Origin of the sequence: Rhodobacter sp. NTK016B, assembly GCF_017303295.1 — a bacterium.
In the GTDB taxonomy this organism is placed as follows: domain Bacteria; phylum Pseudomonadota; class Alphaproteobacteria; order Rhodobacterales; family Rhodobacteraceae; genus Pararhodobacter.
Genome location: NZ_JAFKOK010000017.1, coordinates 47,784 through 66,824 on the forward strand (window position 1 = coordinate 47,784; position 19,041 = coordinate 66,824).

Annotated in this window: 17 protein-coding genes; 5 read left to right on the forward strand and 12 right to left on the reverse strand. The window is 66.1% G+C overall.

Translation table 11 applies throughout. The features are described 5' to 3' along the window. Positions 1-75 precede the first annotated feature (75 nt). The 5 genes from JI664_RS20130 to JI664_RS20150 form a co-directional block, all read right to left on the reverse strand. Complete coding sequence (locus JI664_RS20130; RefSeq protein ID WP_207015576.1) at positions 76-1,719, reverse strand: CTP synthase; 1,644 nt, start codon at positions 1,717-1,719, stop codon at positions 76-78. Positions 1,720-1,923: 204 nt separating this feature from the next. Further along, entirely contained in the window at positions 1,924-2,457 is a 534-nt protein-coding gene (secG, locus tag JI664_RS20135) for a preprotein translocase subunit SecG (RefSeq protein ID WP_207015577.1), read from the reverse strand. A 113-nt stretch (positions 2,458-2,570) separates the two neighbouring features. Next, complete coding sequence (locus JI664_RS20140; RefSeq protein WP_349768753.1) at positions 2,571-2,984, reverse strand: VOC family protein; 414 nt, start codon at positions 2,982-2,984, stop codon at positions 2,571-2,573. After that, the gene (locus tag JI664_RS20145) at positions 2,968-3,366 is read right to left on the reverse strand and encodes a DUF6524 family protein (protein ID WP_207015578.1); all 399 of its coding nucleotides are present in this window, start codon (positions 3,364-3,366) and stop codon (positions 2,968-2,970) included. Before JI664_RS20145 ends, JI664_RS20140 begins: the two co-directional genes overlap by 17 nt. 299 nt (positions 3,367-3,665) lie before the next feature. After that, a complete protein-coding gene (locus JI664_RS20150) occupies positions 3,666-4,082 on the reverse strand; it encodes a VOC family protein (RefSeq protein WP_207015579.1) in 417 nt (138 codons plus the stop codon). A gap of 280 nt (positions 4,083-4,362) precedes the next feature. On the opposite strand from JI664_RS20150, the gene JI664_RS20155 reads away from it, so the two are divergent. Together JI664_RS20155 and JI664_RS20160 are read left to right on the forward strand one after the other, a co-directional pair. Then, positions 4,363-5,658, forward strand: a complete 1,296-nt coding sequence (locus tag JI664_RS20155) for an adenylosuccinate synthase (RefSeq protein ID WP_207015580.1) — start codon at positions 4,363-4,365, stop codon at positions 5,656-5,658. Positions 5,659-5,660: 2 nt separating this feature from the next. Next, entirely contained in the window at positions 5,661-5,894 is a 234-nt protein-coding gene (locus JI664_RS20160; protein ID WP_207015581.1) for a DUF2842 domain-containing protein, read from the forward strand. 65 nt (positions 5,895-5,959) lie between these two features. On the opposite strand, the gene JI664_RS20165 is transcribed toward JI664_RS20160, so the two are convergent. Beyond that, a complete protein-coding gene (locus tag JI664_RS20165; RefSeq protein ID WP_207015582.1) occupies positions 5,960-9,181 on the reverse strand; it encodes a hypothetical protein in 3,222 nt (1,073 codons plus the stop codon). Positions 9,182-9,353: 172 nt separating this feature from the next. Here JI664_RS20165 and JI664_RS20170 point away from each other — a divergent pair, with 172 nt between their 5' ends. Beyond that, positions 9,354-10,037, forward strand: a complete 684-nt coding sequence (locus JI664_RS20170; protein WP_286174208.1) for a thiamine diphosphokinase — start codon at positions 9,354-9,356, stop codon at positions 10,035-10,037. A 169-nt stretch (positions 10,038-10,206) separates the two neighbouring features. On the opposite strand, the gene JI664_RS20175 is transcribed toward JI664_RS20170, so the two are convergent. The 5 genes from JI664_RS20175 to JI664_RS20195 all read right to left on the reverse strand — a co-directional run bounded on the left by JI664_RS20175 (position 10,207) and on the right by JI664_RS20195 (position 15,133). Further along, positions 10,207-11,580 carry an L-serine ammonia-lyase gene (locus JI664_RS20175; RefSeq protein ID WP_207015583.1) on the reverse strand — a complete coding sequence of 458 codons (1,374 nt, stop codon included), beginning with the start codon at positions 11,578-11,580 and terminating at the stop codon, positions 10,207-10,209. A 230-nt stretch (positions 11,581-11,810) separates the two neighbouring features. Beyond that, on the reverse strand, positions 11,811-11,999 hold the full coding sequence (locus JI664_RS20180) for a DUF2783 domain-containing protein (RefSeq protein WP_207015584.1): 189 nt from the start codon (positions 11,997-11,999) through the stop codon (positions 11,811-11,813). 2 nt (positions 12,000-12,001) lie between these two features. Beyond that, a complete protein-coding gene (locus tag JI664_RS20185; protein WP_207015585.1) occupies positions 12,002-13,648 on the reverse strand; it encodes an FAD-dependent oxidoreductase in 1,647 nt (548 codons plus the stop codon). Between the two features lie 13 nt (positions 13,649-13,661). Further along, positions 13,662-14,177, reverse strand: coding sequence for a DinB family protein (locus JI664_RS20190; RefSeq protein ID WP_207015586.1), 516 nt, complete (start codon positions 14,175-14,177; stop codon positions 13,662-13,664). A 5-nt stretch (positions 14,178-14,182) separates the two neighbouring features. Further along, the gene (locus JI664_RS20195) at positions 14,183-15,133 is read right to left on the reverse strand and encodes an MBL fold metallo-hydrolase (RefSeq protein ID WP_207012272.1); all 951 of its coding nucleotides are present in this window, start codon (positions 15,131-15,133) and stop codon (positions 14,183-14,185) included. Positions 15,134-15,223: 90 nt separating this feature from the next. On the opposite strand from JI664_RS20195, the gene JI664_RS20200 reads away from it, so the two are divergent. Both JI664_RS20200 and JI664_RS20205 read left to right on the forward strand, forming a co-directional pair. Then, complete coding sequence (locus tag JI664_RS20200; protein ID WP_207015587.1) at positions 15,224-15,652, forward strand: MarR family winged helix-turn-helix transcriptional regulator; 429 nt, start codon at positions 15,224-15,226, stop codon at positions 15,650-15,652. An 11-nt stretch (positions 15,653-15,663) separates the two neighbouring features. Next, positions 15,664-16,587, forward strand: coding sequence for a patatin-like phospholipase family protein (locus tag JI664_RS20205; protein WP_207015588.1), 924 nt, complete (start codon positions 15,664-15,666; stop codon positions 16,585-16,587). A 137-nt stretch (positions 16,588-16,724) separates the two neighbouring features. Here the strand turns inward: JI664_RS20205 and JI664_RS20210 are convergent, their stop codons facing one another. Beyond that, the gene (locus tag JI664_RS20210) at positions 16,725-19,016 is read right to left on the reverse strand and encodes an arginine/lysine/ornithine decarboxylase (RefSeq protein WP_207015589.1); all 2,292 of its coding nucleotides are present in this window, start codon (positions 19,014-19,016) and stop codon (positions 16,725-16,727) included. Between the last annotated feature and the right edge of the window lie 25 nt (positions 19,017-19,041).

The window sequence follows — 19,041 nt, forward strand, 5'->3', positions numbered from 1 at the left end:
CGCCAAATCGCCCGCCGAACTCGGCGCCGAAATGGACCCAGTGGACAGCGGACCCGCAGACAGCGGTCCGGATCGTCACACCAACCGAGAAACCTCGACCGCCGCGCGGACGAAATCGGCGAACAGCGGGTGCGGTTTGAAGGGTTTCGACTTCAACTCGGGGTGGAACTGCACGCCGATGAACCAAGGGTGGCCCTTGTGTTCGACGATCTCGGGCAGGCGGCCATCGGGCGACATGCCGGAGAAGCACAGGCCCTGTTCCTCGAGCTGCTCGCGGTAGCGGATGTCCACTTCGTAGCGGTGGCGGTGGCGTTCCTCGATGGCGGTCGCCCCATAGACCTTGGCCACCAGCGAATCGGCCTTGAGCGCCGCGTCATAGGCGCCCAGACGCATCGTGCCGCCCTTGTCGTCGCCGACCGAGCGCTGGACCTTGTAATTGCCCTGCACCCATTCCTTGAGGTGATAGACCACCGGCTCGAAGCGCTTGGCGCCGGCCTCGTGGTCGAATTCCTCGGACCCGGCATTCTTGATCCCGGCGAGGTTGCGCGCGGCCTCGATGACCGCCATCTGCATCCCCAGACAGATCCCCAGATAGGGGATCTTGCGCTCGCGCGCCCATTGCGCGGCGCGGATCTTGCCCTCGGTCCCACGCTCGCCAAAGCCGCCGGGGACAAGGATCGCGTGGAAGCCTTCCAGCACGGCCGTGGGGTCGCCGGTCTCGAACAGCTCGGCATCGATCCATTCGGCCATGACCCGGACGCGGTTGGCCATGCCGCCATGCGTCAGCGCCTCGGCAATGGATTTATAGGCGTCTTCCAGCTGGGTGTATTTGCCGACGATCGCCACGCGGACCTGACCCTCGGCATGGGTCAGACGGTCCATGACGTCCTCCCAGCGCGTCAGGTTGGGACGCGGCGCGGGGGTGATACCGAAGGCATCAAGCACGGCCTGATCCAGCCCCTCGCGGTGATAGGCAAGCGGGGCCTCGTAGATCGTCTTCAGGTCATAGGCCGGGATCACGGCGTCGGGGCGGACATTGCAGAAGAGCGCGATCTTGGCGCGTTCCTTTTCCGGGATCGGATGCTCGGACCGGCAGACCAGCACGTCGGGCGCCAAGCCGATCGACTGCAATTCCTTGACCGAGTGCTGCGTGGGCTTCGTCTTCAGCTCGCCCGAGGCCGCCAGATAGGGCAGCAGCGTCAGGTGCATCAGGATGCACTGGCCGCGCGGGCGCTCATGGATGAACTGGCGGATGGCTTCGAAGAACGGCAGGCCCTCGATATCGCCGACGGTGCCGCCGATCTCGCAGAGCATGAAATCGACCTCGTCATCGCCTACGGCAAGGAAGTCCTTGATTTCGTTCGTCACATGCGGAACGACTTGGATCGTCTTGCCGAGATAATCGCCGCGACGCTCTTTCTCCAGCACGTTGGAATAGATGCGGCCCGACGAAACGCTGTCGGTCTTGCGCGCGGGAACGCCGGTGAAACGCTCGTAATGGCCGAGGTCGAGATCGGTCTCGGCGCCGTCATCGGTGACGAAGACCTCGCCATGCTCAAACGGCGACATCGTGCCGGGATCGACGTTGAGATAGGGGTCGAGCTTGCGCAGACGCACGGTGAAGCCACGGGCCTGCAGAAGCGCCCCCAGCGCCGCCGAGGCCAGCCCTTTGCCGAGGCTCGACACCACACCGCCGGTGATGAAAACGTAGCGCGCCATGTTCGGAAACTCCCGTGTTCGTCGCCGCCCAGAATGGCCGGATCACGGGAGTCGAGCTATAGCGCAATCCCGCGCGATCCGCAATACGGACGCAACATGCTGAGCGGACAGGGCGCTTGGCCCAAAATGTGGGTTGAATAGATCGGATGAGGCGGCCCGGATCGCTGGATCCGGGACACCGGGATTCGGTTAGGTCTGTCTGGTTTACTCGGCCGGAACCGGCGGCAGCGCGGTCTGGTCGTCCGTTCCCGTCGCGGCCTCGGGGGCCGTTTCGGTGGCCGCGTCTTGGGGCGCGGCCTCGGGCGCCGGCGCTTCGGCGGGTGCCTCAGCCGGGGTTTCGGCAGGCGCCTCTGCAGGCGGCAGCGCGGGGGCGTCGCCCGCCGGCGGCAGCGCCGGCTGGTCGCCCGCGGGCGGAAGCTGGATATCGGGCAGCGGGATCGACGGTGTGTCGCCGGCAGGCGCGGTTTCCGCCCCACCCCCGGCACCGAGCCGGTCGAGGACCGAGGTCTCGGCCGAATTCGACGCGCCGATCACGGTGAGCGCAAGCGAGGTGATGATGAACGCCCCTGCGAAGCCCCAGGTGAGCTTGGCCAGCCCGGTCAGTGGCGGACGCCCCGCCTGCGGCCCCATGCCGCCGCCGCCAATCCCCAGACCACCGCCTTCCGAGCGCTGCAAAAGCACGACGCCGATCAGCGACAGCGCGAGGAGAAGGTGAATGATCAGGACGACAGTCTGCATGGGGGCGGCCTTTGTCTCGGTTCGCGCCTATCTATGATGCTCAATTTGGGGGCGCAAGCCCCTTGGCCCGCTTGTGGACCGGTGTTTTCCCCCTCAATCCGGCATGCAGGCCCTTACTCCGGCACCTCGCAGACCGCCGAGAGCTTATTGCCGTCGGGATCGCGCAGATAGGCCGCGTAGAAATGCGGCCCGTAGTCGCGCAGGCCCGGTGCGCCCTCGTCCGTGCCGCCCTGCGCAAGACCTGCGGCATGGAAGGCCCGCACCGCCGCGCGCGAGGGGGCGTTGAAACACGCCATGGTGCCGTTTCCCGCCCCGGCTGGCCTGCGGTCATAGGGCTCGTTGATCCAGAACCCGCTATGCCCCGCGCCGGGCAGGCCGTATCCCCGCCCATGCGCGTCGTTTCCCAGCCGGGCATAGCCCAAAGCACCAAGCACCGCGTCGTAGAAATCCTGCGCGCGGGCAAGATCCTTGGTGCCCAGCGTCAGATAGCTGAGCATCCCGTTCGCTGCGTCACTCGACATCGACATCGTCGACATCCGCCTGCCCGCTGATTCGCCGCCGCATGATCGACCAGCTCAGCCCGATCCCCAGAACCAGCGACGCGATCAGGATGCCCAGCCACGCATTCAGTCCGGGATTGGAAATGTCGATGATGCCATAGTCGACCAGTACCCAGATCAGCGCGGCAAAGACCGCCCCGACCAGCACCATGCCCAGCGGGCCGATCGACCGCAGCGTCGCGCGCAGATAGATGATCCAGCCGATCAGCAGCACAAGCCCGACGAGCACCGAGATCGGAAGCTGCTCGGTGCCGGTATCGAGCACCCAGCGGGTGAAGTTCCACGGCGTGGGATTCCATGTCGCGGCGACCAGAACAAAGGCAATGAGCCAGCGGATGAGAAAGGGCATGCGGGAAAACCTTTTGAAACGTTGACCCCATAGGTGCCCAAGAGGCGGCGCGCTGTCCAGAGGAACGGCCTGCACGGGGGTGTGAGGGGGTCGCGTCTGTGCAGTGCCCGTGTCCCTGCGTCACCACGGGTGGGGCGGTCGCATGAGTATTTATGGCAAAGTGAAAGGGGGGGAGCCCGGCCCTGATTTGGGGGCCGAACTCTGCCCCCTGCGTCCCCTTGTTTCGGGTAGACGTCGCAGAGCCGCCATGGGGCCGGGACAGCGAGTTCCGGCTACGTGGCCAGCAGGGGCTGTCGTGGTCAGTCGTCGCGGCCCGGCTCATTCGGGTCGCTGGAGAAGAGCGCAATCTTGTTGCCCTGCGGGTCGCGCAGATAGGCCACGTAGAAATGCGACCCATACGCGGCGCGAAAGCCCGGCGCGCCTTCATTCGTGCCACCGGCGGCAAGGGCGGCGGCATGAAGATCGCGTACCTGTTGCTGCGTGCGTGCCTGAAACGCGGTCATCGCGCCGTTTCCGGCCGAGGCCGGGCGGCCATCGAATGTGGGTTTGACGTAGAAGTCGGGCGCGACCGGGTTTTGCCCCGGCGTCATTGGCAGGGCATAGCTCAGCCCCTCGGGGCCTTCGGTAAGCGCGTAACCCAGCGCGGGCAAAAGCGCGTCGTAGAAGCGTCTCGCACGGGCGATGTCGTCCGCGCCGACCGTGACATAGGCGATCATGCGGGTGATTCCCTTTCCGGACCGGGCGCAGGTCGGATGCGCCTGTCGTTCCCGTGTAGATCGGCCCTGCCGCGCGCTCAACACCCGGCCCCGGACGCCCGCGCCCCGATAAGCCCCCGGCGCGGCGGCCTTCAGGCGCCGCGGCACACCAAGGCCGTGCGACGAAACCGGGCACCGAAACTGGGCGCCGAAACGGGCAGCGTCCGAAAAGACTGTTTCACCCGCGCGCGCGCATCGCTATAGAACGCACGGTTTCACCAAACCGGGGAAGGACTCCGTCATGGCCAACGTGGTTGTCGTAGGCGCCCAATGGGGCGACGAGGGCAAGGGCAAGATCGTCGACTGGCTCAGCGAGCGCGCGGATGTGATCGCGCGCTTTCAGGGGGGCCATAATGCCGGCCATACCCTTGTCATCGACGGCAAGGTCTACAAGCTGAACGCGCTGCCCTCGGGCGTGGTGCGCGGCGGCAAGCTCAGCGTCATCGGCAATGGCGTGGTTCTGGACCCGTGGCATCTGGTCTCGGAGATCGCCAAGATCCGCGATCAGGGTGTCGAGATCAGCCCCGAGACGCTGATGATCGCCGAGAACACGCCGCTGATCCTGCCGATCCATGGCGAACTGGACCGTGCGCGCGAAGAGGCGGCGTCCAAGGGCACGAAGATCGGCACGACCGGGCGCGGCATCGGCCCGGCCTATGAGGACAAGGTCGGGCGCCGCTCGGTCCGCGTGGCCGATCTGGCCGATCCCGCGACACTGGCCGCGCGCATCGACCGGGCGCTTCAGCACCACGACCCGCTGCGGCGTGGTCTGGGCATCGAACCCGTCGACCGCGAGCGTCTGCTGGCCGATCTGACCGCCATCGCGGACGAGATCCTGCCCTATGCGGCGCCGGTCTGGAAAGTGCTCACCGAGGCGCGCAAGGCAGGCAAGCGCATCCTGTTCGAAGGGGCGCAGGGCGCGCTTCTGGACATCGATTTCGGCACTTATCCTTTCGTCACCTCGTCCAACGTCATCGCCGGTCAGGCGGCGACCGGGGTGGGCGTCGGCCCGACCTCGATCGATTACGTGCTGGGCATCGTCAAAGCCTATACCACCCGTGTGGGCGAAGGTCCCTTCCCGACCGAGCTGGATGACGAAGTCGGTCAGCGTCTGGGCGAGCGGGGCCATGAATTCGGCACCGTGACCGGGCGCAAGCGGCGCTGCGGCTGGTTCGACGCGGCGCTGGTGCGCCAGACCTGCGCGACCTCGGGCGTTTCCGGAATCTCTCTGACGAAGCTCGATGTGCTCGACGGGTTCGACGTGCTGAAGATCTGCGTGGGATACGAGCTGGACGGCAAGCGGCTGGATTACCTGCCAATCGCCTCGGACCAACAAGCGCGCTGCACGCCGGTCTATGAAGAGATGGACGGCTGGTCGGAATCGACCGTGGGCGCGCGGTCCTGGGCCGATCTGCCGGCGCAGGCGATCAAGTATATCCGCCGCATCGAAGAGTTGATCCAATGCCCGGTGGCACTGGTCTCGACCTCGCCCGAGCGCGAGGACACGATCCTCGTTACCGACCCGTTCGCGGATTGATCATGGCGTTGTCATACAAAACCCGGCGGCGGCTGTCGCTTCTGGTCCTGCTGGTCGCGCTGCCGCTCTACATCGTCGTGGCGATCAGCATCGTGGGCCTATTCGAGCGGCCGCCCATCTTGTTGGAGCTGCTGGTCTATGTCGTGCTGGGCGTGGTCTGGGCCTTTCCGCTGAAGGCGGTGTTCAAAGGGGTCGGGCAGGCCGATCCCGACGAAGATCCGCGCGACGAGTTGTAACGCGAAACGGGCGCCGAGGGATCGGCGCCCGTTTTCGTTTTCTGGCCGCGATGGCGTCGCGCCGGTTACTTCCCGGCGAAGCGACGAGCCTGTTCTGCGAATTCCGATCCCGAGGCGAGCTGGAACTGGCCGCGACGCGAACGCGCCAGGCTTCCCTGGCGCATCAGCAGACCGAAGGTGCGAAGCAGGTTCTCGCGCGAGCGCGTCATCGGCAGGCCGGTCGACACGACGTGCCGCATGACCTGCGGGCGCGAGAATTCCTCGAGCCCCTCTACATGCGTAATATAGGCCGCAGCGGCCTCGGTCAGTTCGGCAAGTGTGGTCAGGTGCATGGGCCCGACGAAATCGTCGAAGGCCTTGCCCCGTGGCATCGGTGTCGCGGGCGCATCCTCGTCGAACAATTCCTCGACCGCGAGCGCCCCGGTATTGATCCGCCGCGGACGCACCAGCTCGGTGTCGCTGGGCCGGTCGATCCGCTGTTCGCTCACCAGCACCAGAGGCGGCTGCGCGCTGCGCGGACGCTCGGTGCGATGGCTTGCGGGACGTTGCGGGCGGCGCGGTCCGCGCTCGTCGCTGGCCTCGTCGCCATTGGGCCGGACCGAGCGTTCCAGATCGGCGCGGTAGCGGGCGATCTCGGCCTGCTGGGCCACTTCGGGGTTGCGGGCCGAACCGGCTTCCTCGTCGGCGCGGGTGGCGATGACGGCGGCTTTCAGATGGCTCAGCGTCGATTGACGGCGCTGCGCGTCTTCACCCGAAAGCTCGGTATCGGCCTGGATGATCAGACGATCGACAGCGGCGTCGGCTTCCTGCCCGCGCAGCAGCGCGCGGCGTTCGCTTTCGGCACGGCGCGCGGTTTCCGACTCGCGCTCGACGGCGGCGAGTTCGGCGACCAGCTCGGCTTCGTCCTCGGCGGCAAGGCCGGTGTCCCCCAGAGCGCGGGCAACGCGGGCTTCGATATCGTCATCATTGTCGGTCTCGGCGGCGTCTTCCGCGTCAACCGGGGTTTCGGCGGCGACGGGCTGGGTGTCTTCAAGCGCATCCTCATCGGAGAAACCGTCCTCGGCGAACGCCGCCATGGTGGCGCGCACGCTGTCGGTGGCGTCCCGCTGTCCGGCGTCAAGCGCGGCCGGGGCGGTTTCGCTCTGCGCGGGTTCGCTGTCCACTTGCGGGGCCGGAGCTGCCGCGCGCGGCGCCGGACGAACGATCACCACGCGGCGGCCCTGACGAGGCGCGGCGGGCGTTTGCGACGCCGCAGCCTGTTCGGTCGCCGGGTCCGCAGCCTGATCGTCGCCATTGTCGCGCGCCGCCAGTTCGGCACGGACCTGCGCTTCTAGGCGCTGACGTTCCGCTGCCAGACGTTCACTCTCGTCAGTGTCGTCGGCGGCGCTTTCATTCGTGTCTTCAACGGCTTCTGACGCGTCGTCAACTTGAGTACCCTGCGCGTGGGCAAGGCGCGCGGCCTCGGCGGCAACAAGGTCGTCTTCGTCGCCAAGGTCGTCTGACATTTCAATGTCAGACATCGAACCCTCTTCCGCCAGCCGCGCCGCAACGGCGGCAGCCTGACGCTCATCCTCAAGCCGCGCGGCTTCTTCGGCAGCCAGACGCTCAGCCTCAAGACGCGCCGCTTCCTCAGCAGCCCGACGCTCATCCTCAAGACGCGCTGCCTCCTCAGCAGCCAGACGCTCAGCCTCGAGCCGCGCCGCTTCCTCAGCAGCCTGACGCTCAGCCTCAAGACGCGCCGCTTCCTCAGCAGCCTGACGCTCAGCCTCAAGACGCGCTGCTTCCTCGGCAGCCTGACGCTCGGCCTCAAGCCGCACCGCTTCCTCGGCAGCCAAGCGCTCAGCCTCAAGCCGCGCTGCTTCCTCAGCCGCCTGACGCTCAGCCTCAAGACGCGCTGCCTCCTCAGCAGCCTGACGCTCAGCCTCAAGACGCGCCGCTTCCTCGGCCGCCAGACGCTCGGCCTCAAGACGCGCCTCTTCATCAGCCGCCAGACGCTCGGCTTCAAGCCGCGCAGCCTCCTCAGCAGCCTGACGCTCATCCTCAAGGCGCGCCGCTTCCTCAGCCGCGAGGCGCTCGGCCTCCATACGGGCGGCTTCCTCTGCGGCGCGGTCGCCATCGGCGGTCTCGTCCGCCAGTTCTTCCATCGACCCATAGAGCGGCGCGGGCTCAAACGGGGCCGCGTAGCCGCCATGGTCATTCTGGACCGGCGCGGCCTGACCCGCGTCGAACTGCTGATCGGCGAAAACCTGATTGTCGCCGTAATAGGCGGTCTGCGGGGCCTGCTGCGGCTCGGCCTCGGGCGCGGGCGCGAAATCGCCACTATCCTGCCAGCCATTGTTCCAGCTCTGCGCCTCGTCCTGAGCCACGTCCTGCGACCAGCCATCATTCGTAACTGGTGCGGGGTCGAGCGCGGGCTCGGCGGGGCTTTCCTCCCATGCGGTGTCGATCCAGCCCTCGGCAGCCCAAGGGGTCTGCGCGTCGGCTTGCGTGTCGTCAAAGGGCGCGGCCTGCGCGAGCGTCTCGGTATCCGCGCCGGGCTGATTGGGCTGTTCGTCGGCGGGCGCGTCGACCAGATCGGTGGGCGCAGGTTCGGCGGGCGTGCCCCAGGCACCCTGCGCGTCCGCATCGGCCTGCGTCGCGATGTCCGCTGCCTCATCGGCCGACGCCATCGCATCCTGCACGGCGTCCTGAACATCCGCTTGCGGGGCCGCTGCAGGGGCTTCCTCCTGCTCGGCGGCGCGCACCTGCGCGACCGCGGCACGAATGCGCTGCAGCTTGGCCGAGATGTCGCTGAGTTGACCGGTTTCCAGCGGCTCGCTTTGCCCCTGATCGCCTTGGTCTTCGCCGGTCTGCGACGCGGCCTCTCCCCGGCGCGCAGCGGCATCGACCGCATCAGCGGCCGCGAGGGTCGAGGCGCTGGCGGCATGGCGCGGCGCGACGTTCTGCTCGGCGCGATCCTCGGCGGGCTGATCGGCGACCGCGTCGCTCCCCTGCTCCGCCGGTTCGCCATCGGCCTCGTCCTGCGCCGCCTCGATCTGAGGGCGCAACACGACACCGTTTTCCTGAATGCTCGCCTCGACCCGGCGCTTGATCTCGCGCTCGGCGATCCGGTGCAGCATCTCGGCATCCGGTGTCGGCGGCTCGGCCCCGAAATACCGGTCCTCGGCAGCGAGATCGCGGAAATACTCGGCGATCGCTTTCATCGTGCTGAACGGCTCGTCGAACCCTTCGAGGGTGCACGAGAACGTGCCATACGACACCGTCAGGATTTTGCTCGGACCGACCATACGCTTCTCAACCCTCAATGACTTCGAGGTCTACTGTTCAAGCTCGACTTTGACTGCCTCAAGGGTGCGCCAGTAAGGAGCGCACAAGGTAATTTCTTGATCGGATTGTGGCCAAGCTTGCCCGGACCTGCCCCAATTGACAAGCGCCGGGCCATGGCGACAAGTAGCGCGCATGTCGGTTCTCATGACGAAAACGCAGGGCGTCACCCTGATCGGCGGGGGCGCGCCAAGCGAGGCCTCGCTCAGCCGTGCGTTGGCCGTGGCCCCGCATCTGGTGGCGGCGGATGGCGGCGCGGATGCCGCGCTGGCGCTGGGATACCGGCCCGATCTGGTCGTGGGCGATCTCGATTCGCTCTCAGCGGGCGCCCGCGACACGCTGGGCGCCGCGCGCATCCACCATAATCCCGATCAGGAAACCACCGATTTCGACAAGGTGCTGGCGGCAGTCTCGGCGCCGGTGCTGATCGCGGTGGGCTTCACCGGCGCCCGGCTCGACCATACGCTGGCCGCGATGAGCACGCTGGCGCGCAATCCCGAGCGTCGGCTGATCCTCGATACCGGCGAGGATCTCTGCCTGCTCTGCCCCCCCGCCCTGTCGCTGCGGCTCGATCCCGGGACCCGCGTCTCACTCTACCCGCTGGCTCCGGTACGCTGCGCCTCGAACGGGCTCGAATGGCCTACCGACGCGCTGCATTTCGACCCGCTGGGGCGCATCGGCACCTCGAACGCCGCGCAAACCGGGCCGATCCGCCTCGCCCCCGCCGCGCCGCACATGGTGCTTCTGGTCCCGGTCACCGCGCTCGACGCACTTCTGACAGGCCTGAAGGACGCGCCCACCTGGCCGGCGCTTTCATAAATGCAACATGACTTCGCCTGAACAGGGCCGATGGCGGCCACCGGCTGTCATTTTTCCTACACTGCACGAAAGCCTGACCTTCAGCACAACCCGCATCTTTAATCCGCAAATATCCTGGGGGGAGGGTCGGGCGCAGCACGAACCGGGGGGCAAAGCCCCCCTGCCCGCTTCAGCAATTGGGCACGTTGACCGCAAGCCCGCCCAAAGCGGTCTCCTTGTATTTCTCGCTCATATCCGCGCCGGTCTGACGCATCGCCTCGATGCAATTATCGAGCGGCATGAAATGCGCCCCGTCGCCGCGCAAGGCCAGCGAGGCCGCCGACACTGCCTTGATCGCCCCCAGCCCGTTGCGCTCGATACAAGGGACCTGCACCAGCCCCTTCACCGGATCGCAGGTCATGCCGAGATGATGCTCAAGCGCGATCTCGGCGGCGTTCTCGACCTGCTCGGGGCTGCCGCCCATCACCGCGCACAGCCCCGCCGCCGCCATCGACGCGGCCGAGCCCACCTCGGCCTGGCAGCCGCATTCGGCGCCCGAAATGCTGGCATTATGCTTGATCAACCCGCCAATCGCCGCTGCGGTCAGCAGGAAGTCCTCGACCTTCTCGGACGACGCGCCCGGCACATGGTCGAGCCAGTAACGGATCACCGCCGGCACCACGCCAGCCGCGCCATTGGTGGGGGCCGTCACAACCTGCCCGCCGGCGGCGTTTTCCTCGTTCACGGCCATGGCATAGACCGACATCCAGTCATTGATCACATGCGGCGCGGTCAGGTTCAGCCCCCGCTCGGCCAGCAGCGCCTGATGAATGCCGCGCGCGCGGCGCCTCACCTTCAGACCGCCGGGCAGGATCCCCTCGCCCTCGAGCCCGCGCTCGATACAGGCATTCATCACCGACCAGATCCGCGCGATGCCCGCTTTCAGCTCTTCAGGGCTGCGCCGCGTCAGCTCATTCGCGCGCTTCATCGTGGCGATCGGCAGCCCGCTTTCGCGCGCCATCGCCAACATCGCTTCGGCACTCTCGAACGGGTAGCGCACGGGCGTCGTGCCGGGGCCGCTATCGCCCGCATGCAGCTCGGCCTCGGTCACCACGAAACCGCCGCCGATGGAATAATAGGTCTCCTGCGCGATGACATCGCCCTGCGCATCGGTCGCCATCAGGATCATTCCGTTGGCATGCCCGGCCAAAGCCGGCCCGTAATCGAAGATCAGATCGGATTTCGGATCGAACTGCATCACCGGCAGATCGGGCGGGCTGACCTGTTTGCTGGCGGCAATCTCGGCCATCACCGCCTCGGCGCGCGCGGCATCGAAGCTTTCGGGCACGAATCCCGCAAGACCAAGGATCACCGCGCGGTCTGTCGCATGACCCACGCCCGTAAAGGCGAGCGAGCCATGCAGCGACGCCCGCAGCCCGTGCGGCTGGAACGGCGAGCCGCGCAGCCGATCAAGGAACCGCGCGGCGGCGACCATCGGCCCCATCGTATGCGAGGATGACGGGCCGACGCCGATCTTGAAGATGTCGAATACGGACAGGAACATGGGCGCGCGCTCCGAAAGGATGTTCGCGCCACCCTAGCCGTCAGGCCCTGCCCCACTCGACCGCCAGCGACCCCCAAAGCCGCTTTTGCGCCCTCCCCCTTCACGCTGCCGAAAATACTCGACAGCGCCCTCACCGCCCGCGCACCGCCGGGACGGCCAGAGGACGGGGCGGCGGCCGAAGCGCGCGGGGGTGGGCGGGTGGAGCGCGCTTCGGCCGCCTGCGGGCCAGCTCAGCCCTCGGCCACCGCCAGCGCCTCGGCGATCACCGCCTCGTCGCCGATATGGTTCATCAGCGTCAGGATGAGCCGCGCGTTGAACGCGTCGCTCTCATCCTTGGTCTTGCCCTCATGCGCGTCGATCAGCATCTGATAAACATCGTCGGCGCGCGCCACGTTGCGGCTCGTGTTCAGGTGTCCCATTCTCACAGCTCCTTACCCATATCGAGGCCTATCGCACGGCCAAGCGCCTGCGCGACCGCCTGTTCGTCCCAGGCTTCCCAGCGCGCCGCGACATGCTGGTCGGGGCGGATCAGGTAAACGGCCGATGATGCGGCGCCCAGATAGCGCTCCCCCACAAGCGGCGCGTCGGCGGCAGAGACTTTCACGACCTCCAGATCGAGCCCCTGCGCACTGACACGCTCCGGCACCTCGGCATCGATGGCGAGGATCTGGAACGTCGCCCCCTTGCGCGCGCCCAGCCGGTCGATCAGGAACCCGTCGCCCAGCGGCACGTCCGGGCAGGGCGCGCCGGGCCGGGCCCGGGCCGGACCGCCCGGCAGGTCGTCCGCGCCGTTCAGCGGCAGGCCGTCATAATAGCAGGGCACCGACAGGCGGCCCGAATTGACGAAGGGCCGCGCGAAGTCATGGGTATCCGAAAGCGCCAGCACGGCGTCGCGGAAGATCTTCGAGATCTCGGATTTCGGGGTGATGAAATCGGTCGAACGGGTCGAGTTGAGGATATTCTCATCCGCGCCATGCACGCGCTCGTCCGAATAGCTGTCGAGCAGCGCCTCGGGGGCCTTGCCCTGAATCACCAGCCCCAGCTTCCAGCCCAGATTGTCGACATCCTGCATCCCCGAATTGGCGCCCCGCGCGCCGAAGGGCGAGACCTGATGCGCCGCATCGCCCGCGAAGAACACGCGGCCATGGCGGAAGCGTTCCATCCGCTTGCACTGGAACGTGTAGATCGACGACCAGACCATGTCGTACTCGACCCCTTGCAGGAAGGCGTCGAGCCGGCGGCGGATATTCTCTTCTTTCAGCTCTTCCTTGCGGTCGACATCCCAGCCGATCTGGAAATCGACGCGCCAGACATTGTCGGGCTGACGGTGCAGCAGCATCGACGCGCCTTCGCCATGGCTGGGCTCGAACCAGAACCAGCGCTCGGTCGGGAAATCCACGTCGCCCTTCATGCGGATATCGGCGATCAGGAAGCTGTCCCGGAACACCTTGCCGGTGAAGCCCAGTCCCAGCTTGTCGCGCAGCGGCGAACTGGCCCCGTCCGAGGCGACCAGCCAGTCGGCTTCGACCGTATAGGGGCCGTCGGGTGTCATCACCGTCAGCACGACATGGTCGTCCTTCACCTCGATCGCGTCGACGCGGTTCTTGCCGCGCAGCTGGATCGGCGCGCCCTCGGCCTGCAGCGCGCGCAGGCGTTCGATCATGAAGCTCTCGAAATAGGGCTGCTGCAGGTTGATGAAGGCCGGATACTTGTGGCCATCCTCGGGCAACAGGTTGAATTCGAAAACCTTATGGTCGCGATGGAAAACCTTGCCCAGGTTCCATGTCACGCCCTTTTCAACCATCGGCGTGCCGCAGCCATAGCGGTCTGCAACCTCGAGGCACCGCTTCGAGAAGCAGATCGCGCGCGAGCCCATGCCGACGCCCTCGTGGTCGTCGAGCACCAGAACCGGGATCCCCTGCTGGCCCAGATCCAACGCGGTGGCGACGCCGACCGGCCCGCCGCCCACCACCACGACCGGGTGCCGGACGGGCGCGTCGAGATCCTGATCGGCGGATTTCTCATAGGGGTACAGCTTGTAGGCAAGCGTATAGCGGTCGTCGAACATCGGGGCTCCTCCGTCAGCCGAAATAGGCCTGTGCGCTCGGCACGCGGCCATATTCGAGATAAAAATCGTCCAGTTGTGGCGGCGCGATTCCGGCATCGGCCACCATCGTATGCGCCTGACCCCGGTGATGGATCTGGTGCTGAAACAGATGCAGCAGGATCGGCCCGACCTGCTCGGTCACCGGCCCTTCGGGGCGCTGCGTCACGCGCGGCGCGTCCAGCATCGCGGGCGTCAACGCCTGACAAAACCGCGCAAGGCGCAGATCGGCCGCGGCCTGGTCGGCGGCCAGAGCGGCCACGCTGTCGTGTTCGGGCCGGTCATAGACCGCGCGCCCCTCGCCCCCCTCTTCCAGCGCGTCGATGTAATAGAGATCGACCAGCCAGATATGGTTTAGCGTTGCTTTCAGCGAGGGGAAGAACCCCGGGCGCGGGGCCGCGAACCCGTTCTCCGACAGCCCCGACAGCGCCCGGTAGAGCGTCGCATTCGCCCAAGCGTTGTTCAGAGCCATCATCAGGAACGGGTCGCGCATCGCTCTCACCCCTGCAGGTCGTTCCACATCTGCTGATCGCGCTCGGCGGTCCAGATGCGGGGGGTGTCGATGCCGCGGGCCTCGTCATAGGCGCGGCCGACATTGAAGGGCAGGCAATGCTCGTAGATCGCGTAATCCTTGAATTTCGGATCGCATTCCGCGCGCACCGCGTCCCAGGCCTCTTTCAGCGTGCCGCCGCGCGCCACGACGCGGGCCACCGGCTTGTAGGTCGAGCGCACGAAATCGGCGGTGTTCTCGATCGCCGCCGTGACCATCTCGTCGCCCACCAGCGCATCGCCCCGGCCCGGCGCAATCGCCCGCGGCTCGAACGAGGCGATATTGGCAAGCGTCTGTTCCCAATCGGCAAAATGACCGTCGCCGCAATAGCAGGCCGAGTGGTATTCGACGATATCGCCGGTGAACATCACCTCGGCATCGGGCACCCAGACCACCGCGTCGCCCGCCGTATGCGCGCGCCCCAGATGCATGATGTCGACCCGGCGATTGCCCAGATAGACGGTCATCGAATCCGAGAACGTGGTGGTGGGCCAGGTCAGGCCGGGGATTTCCTCGTGCCCCTGGAACAGGCGCGGGAAGCGGCCGAATTCCGAATCCCAGTCCTCCTGACCGCGCTCGGCGACCATCGCGCGGGCGGTGTCGGACATGATGATCTCGCGCGCGCCATAGGCAGCGGCCCCCAGCACGCGCACGGCGTGGTAATGGGTCAGAACCAGATGCGTGATCGGCTTGTCGGTCACCGAGCGCACGCATTCGATCACCTTGCGCGCCAGACGCGGCGTCGCCTGCGCCTCGACGATCATCACGCTGTCATCGCCGATGATCACCCCGGTATTCGGATCGCCCTCGGCGGTGAAGGCGTAAAGACCCTCGCCCACCTGCGTGAAGGAGATCGTCTTCTCGGTCATGTCCCCGGCGGAGGCAAATGCTTTGGCCATCACCAATTCTCCCGTTTCCTGTCTGTACGAATCATGTTTCGTGCAGGATATTAGTTGAAAATGTAACTATCAACGGGGCTTTTCAGACCTATGTTTCTAAAGGGATATCTGCCTTATCGCCTGAACCTTCTGGCCGAATTGACCTCGGAAAACACGCAGGCCATCTATCGGCGGCGGCACGCGCTGACGCGGATGGAATGGCGGGTTCTGGTCAATCTGGCCGAGGCCCCGACACTGACCGCGAGCGAGCTGTGCGAACGCGTGCCCGCGCACAAGACCAAGGTAAGCCGCGCCTTGGCCGCGCTGGAAGCGCGCGGCTGGGTGACGCGCCGCACCGACGAAGCCGACCGCCGCGTCGCCCATGCGGCCCTGACGCTGAAGGGCAAGCGCGCCTTCAACCGCATCCGACCCGAAATGGTCGCCGCGACCGAGGAATTACTCGCCCCGCTCAGCGCAGAAGACCGTCACAAGATCGACGAAGGGCTTAAGGTACTGGAAAGACTCTTCGGGCAGGATTGAAAGGACAGAGCATGAAAAAGCCGGTAATCGGGCTGGCGCTGGGATCGGGCGGCGCGCGCGGCTGGTGCCATATCGGCGTGCTGCGCGAACTGGAAGCGATGGGTATCCGCCCCGACGTGGTCGCCGGGTCGTCCATGGGGGCGCTGGTGGGCGCGGCTTATGCTGCGGGCAAGCTCGACGCGCTGGAAGACTGGGCAACCGGCCTGACACTGCGCACGATCCTGCCGCTGATCGATGTGGGCATCGCCGGGGCCGGTCTGGTCGGCGGTGCGGGCATTCTGACGATGCTGAAGGGGCTGAACATGCCTGAGACGATCGAAGAGCTCGCCCTGCCCTTCGTCGCCGTCGCGACCGAGCTGCGCCACGGGCGGGAAATCTGGCTGCGCAAGGGGAAGCTGGCGACAGCGGTGCGGGCGTCCGTCTCGATCCCCGGCCTGTTGCGCCCGCAACTGCATGAAGGGCGCTGGCTGATCGATGGCGGCGTGGTGAACCCGGTGCCGGTCTCGGCCGCACGGGCGCTGGGGGCCGAGGCGGTGATCGCGGTCAACCCGGATGCGGGCATCGCCGGGGGCTTCTATGACGTGGCCGAAGCCCATCCGCGCGGCGCGGCCTTCGGGGCGATGATCCCCGAGGCTCTGCGCAACCTCTGGACCGGCGACAAAGACGGGGCCAAGGACGGCGACACCGACGCGCCACAGACCGAGCCGGACCCGCCCGAGCCGTCCTACATGACGCTGGCCATGGCGGTGATCGACATCATGTCCGAACAGATCCGCCGCTCTCGGCTGGCGGGCGACCCGCCGCAGGTGCTGCTGGGCGCGCGGCTGAAGGGCGTGTCGATCATGGACCTGCACCGCGCGCCGGAATGCATCGAGGAAGGGCGCCGCCTTGTACGCGCGCAGGCCGACCATATGGAAATCGCGCTGGGGCTTTAGGTCTGAGCTTTGGCCCGGCACAACCGCGTGACCAAAGGCACTGGGATACTAAAGCCCTTGTTTTTAGAAAAAACTATCTGCCCGCAACCAGAGAACGGGGGCGCCAGCCGAGATTGGCCAGCGCCCCACCGTATCGCTTATTCCGCCACGCAATCGGCGTAGTGATGCACGACGCCGTCGTCATCGGTCTCGAGCACCAGACCGTGGATATCGGTCTCGAACCCCGGGCAGGTGCGGCCGAATTCGCGGTTGAAGCGCAGGTAATCGACGATCTTGGCGTTGAAGACCTCACCCGGGATCAGCAGCGGGATGCCCGGCGGATACGGCGTCACCAGCGAGGTCGTCACCCGTCCTTCAAGCTCGTCAATCGGCACGCGCTGGGTCTTGCGGCGCGCGATATGCGAGAAGGCGTCCGAAGGCGTCATCGCCGGCGTATGATCGCTCAAATAGATCTCGGTCGTCAGCCGCGCGACGTCGTGCTTGGCGTAAAGCGCGTGCACATGCTGGCTGAGATCGCGCAGCCCCATACGCTCGTAGCGCGGGAACTTGGCGCAGAATTCGGGCATCACGCGCCAGAGCGGCTGATTCTTGTCGAGATCGTCCTTGAACTGCTGCAATGCGGCCAGAAGCGTGTTCCACCGGCCCTTGGTGATGCCGATGGTGAACATGATGAAGAACGAATAGAGCCCGGTCTTCTCGACCACGACGCCATGCTCGGCCAGATACTTGGTGACGATCGAGGCGGGGATGCCCCACTCCTCGAACCGCCCGTCCAGATTGAGCCCCGGCGTGATGATCGTGGCCTTGATCGGGTCGAGCATGTTGAAGCCCGGCGCCATGTCGCCAAAGCCGTGCCAGCTGTCTTCGCCATCGGCCAGATGCACGCCGTCCTCATCGGTGCGGCGCAGGACCCAGTCCTTGTTGCGACCGATGCCTTCTTCTTCCAGCTGATCGGGGCCCCAGACCTTGAACCACCAGTCGTTGTCGCCGAACTCCTCGTCCGTCTTGCGCATCGCACGGCGGAAATCGAGGCATTCAAGGATCGATTCCTCGACCAGCGCGGTGCCGCCCGGCGGCTCCATCATCGCGGCGGCCACGTCGCAGGACGCGATGATCGAATATTGCGGGCTGGTCGAGGTGTGCATCAGGTAGGATTCGTTGAACAGATGCCGGTCGAGCGGCACCTCTTCAGCATCCTGCACCAGAACATGGCTGGCCTGCGAGATCCCCGCGAGCAGTTTGTGCACCGATTGCGTGGCATAGGTCACCGAGGTCTTGGTGCGCCCGCGCTTGCGACCCATCGCGTGATAGGTGCCATAGAACGGGTGGAAGGCCGCGTGGGGCAGCCAGGCCTCGTCGAAATGCAGGTTGTCGACATAGCCGTCGAGCAGGCCCTTGATGACCTCGGTATTGTAGAGCACGCCGTCATAGGTCGACTGTGTCAGCGTCATGATACGCGGCTGCACCGCGTCGGCGTCGTAATCCTTGAGCAGCGGGTTCGCGCGGATCTTGGCCTTGATCGTCTCGGGCTCGAATTCCGAGCGCTGGATCGGGCCGATAATGCCCCAATGGTTGCGCGTGGGCTTCAGGAAGACGGGAATCGCCCCGGTCATGATGATCGAATGCAGGATCGATTTGTGACAATTGCGGTCCACGACCACCACGTCGCCCGGCGCCACGGTATGGTGCCAGACCATCTTGTTCGAGGTGGAGGTGCCGTTGGTGACGAAAAAGCAATGATCGGCGTTGAAGATCCGCGCAGCGTTGCGCTCGGACGCGCCGATAGCGCCATTATGGTCCAGAAGCTGGCCCAGTTCCTCGACCGCGTTGCACACATCGGCGCGCAGCATGTTTTCACCGTAGAACTGGTGATACATCTGCCCGATGGGCGATTTCAGGAAGGCGACGCCGCCGGAATGGCCCGGGCAATGCCAGGAATAGGACCCGTCCTCGGCGTAATCGAGCAGCGCCTTAAAGAAGGGCGGCTGGATCGCTTCGAGATAGCTCTTGGCCTCGCGGATGATGTGCTTGGCCACGAAATCCGGCGTATCCTCGAACATGTGGATGAATCCGTGCAGCTCGCGCAGGATGTCGTTGGGCAAGTGGCGCGAGGTCTTGGTCTCGCCATGCAGGAAGATCGGCACCTCGTCGTTCTTCCAGCGCACTTCCTCGATGAATGCGCGCAGTTGCTGGACGGCAGGGTCCAGTTCGGGGCCCGGCGTGAATTCCTCGTCGTCGATGGACAGAACGAAGGCCGAGGCGCGGCTTTGCTGCTGGGCGAACTGACTCAGATCGCCGTAGCTGGTGACGCCCAGCACTTCGAACCCTTCGTTCTCGATAGCCGAGGCGAGCGCCCGGATACCCAGCCCCGATGTGTTCTCGGAGCGGAAATCCTCGTCGATGATGATGATGGGAAAGCGGAACTTCATCGATCTTCCTTTCGATCGGTGGCGC

What these genes read in the sequence shown, in the direction of transcription:
- JI664_RS20130 (WP_207015576.1), bottom strand. Translation starts at nt 1,719, where the DNA reads ATGGCGCGCTACGTTTTCATCACCGGCGGTGTGGTGTCGAGCCTCGGC.
- secG (WP_207015577.1), bottom strand. Translation starts at nt 2,457, where the DNA reads ATGCAGACTGTCGTCCTGATCATTCACCTTCTCCTCGCGCTGTCGCTG.
- JI664_RS20140 (WP_349768753.1), bottom strand. Translation starts at nt 2,984, where the DNA reads ATGTCGATGTCGAGTGACGCAGCGAACGGGATGCTCAGCTATCTGACG.
- JI664_RS20145 (WP_207015578.1), bottom strand. Translation starts at nt 3,366, where the DNA reads ATGCCCTTTCTCATCCGCTGGCTCATTGCCTTTGTTCTGGTCGCCGCG.
- JI664_RS20150 (WP_207015579.1), bottom strand. Translation starts at nt 4,082, where the DNA reads ATGATCGCCTATGTCACGGTCGGCGCGGACGACATCGCCCGTGCGAGA.
- JI664_RS20155 (WP_207015580.1), top strand. Translation starts at nt 4,363, where the DNA reads ATGGCCAACGTGGTTGTCGTAGGCGCCCAATGGGGCGACGAGGGCAAG.
- JI664_RS20160 (WP_207015581.1), top strand. Translation starts at nt 5,661, where the DNA reads ATGGCGTTGTCATACAAAACCCGGCGGCGGCTGTCGCTTCTGGTCCTG.
- JI664_RS20165 (WP_207015582.1), bottom strand. Translation starts at nt 9,181, where the DNA reads ATGGTCGGTCCGAGCAAAATCCTGACGGTGTCGTATGGCACGTTCTCG.
- JI664_RS20170 (WP_286174208.1), top strand. Translation starts at nt 9,354, where the DNA reads ATGTCGGTTCTCATGACGAAAACGCAGGGCGTCACCCTGATCGGCGGG.
- JI664_RS20175 (WP_207015583.1), bottom strand. Translation starts at nt 11,580, where the DNA reads ATGTTCCTGTCCGTATTCGACATCTTCAAGATCGGCGTCGGCCCGTCA.
- JI664_RS20180 (WP_207015584.1), bottom strand. Translation starts at nt 11,999, where the DNA reads ATGGGACACCTGAACACGAGCCGCAACGTGGCGCGCGCCGACGATGTT.
- JI664_RS20185 (WP_207015585.1), bottom strand. Translation starts at nt 13,648, where the DNA reads ATGTTCGACGACCGCTATACGCTTGCCTACAAGCTGTACCCCTATGAG.
- JI664_RS20190 (WP_207015586.1), bottom strand. Translation starts at nt 14,177, where the DNA reads ATGCGCGACCCGTTCCTGATGATGGCTCTGAACAACGCTTGGGCGAAT.
- JI664_RS20195 (WP_207012272.1), bottom strand. Translation starts at nt 15,133, where the DNA reads ATGGCCAAAGCATTTGCCTCCGCCGGGGACATGACCGAGAAGACGATC.
- JI664_RS20200 (WP_207015587.1), top strand. Translation starts at nt 15,224, where the DNA reads ATGTTTCTAAAGGGATATCTGCCTTATCGCCTGAACCTTCTGGCCGAA.
- JI664_RS20205 (WP_207015588.1), top strand. Translation starts at nt 15,664, where the DNA reads ATGAAAAAGCCGGTAATCGGGCTGGCGCTGGGATCGGGCGGCGCGCGC.
- JI664_RS20210 (WP_207015589.1), bottom strand. Translation starts at nt 19,016, where the DNA reads ATGAAGTTCCGCTTTCCCATCATCATCATCGACGAGGATTTCCGCTCC.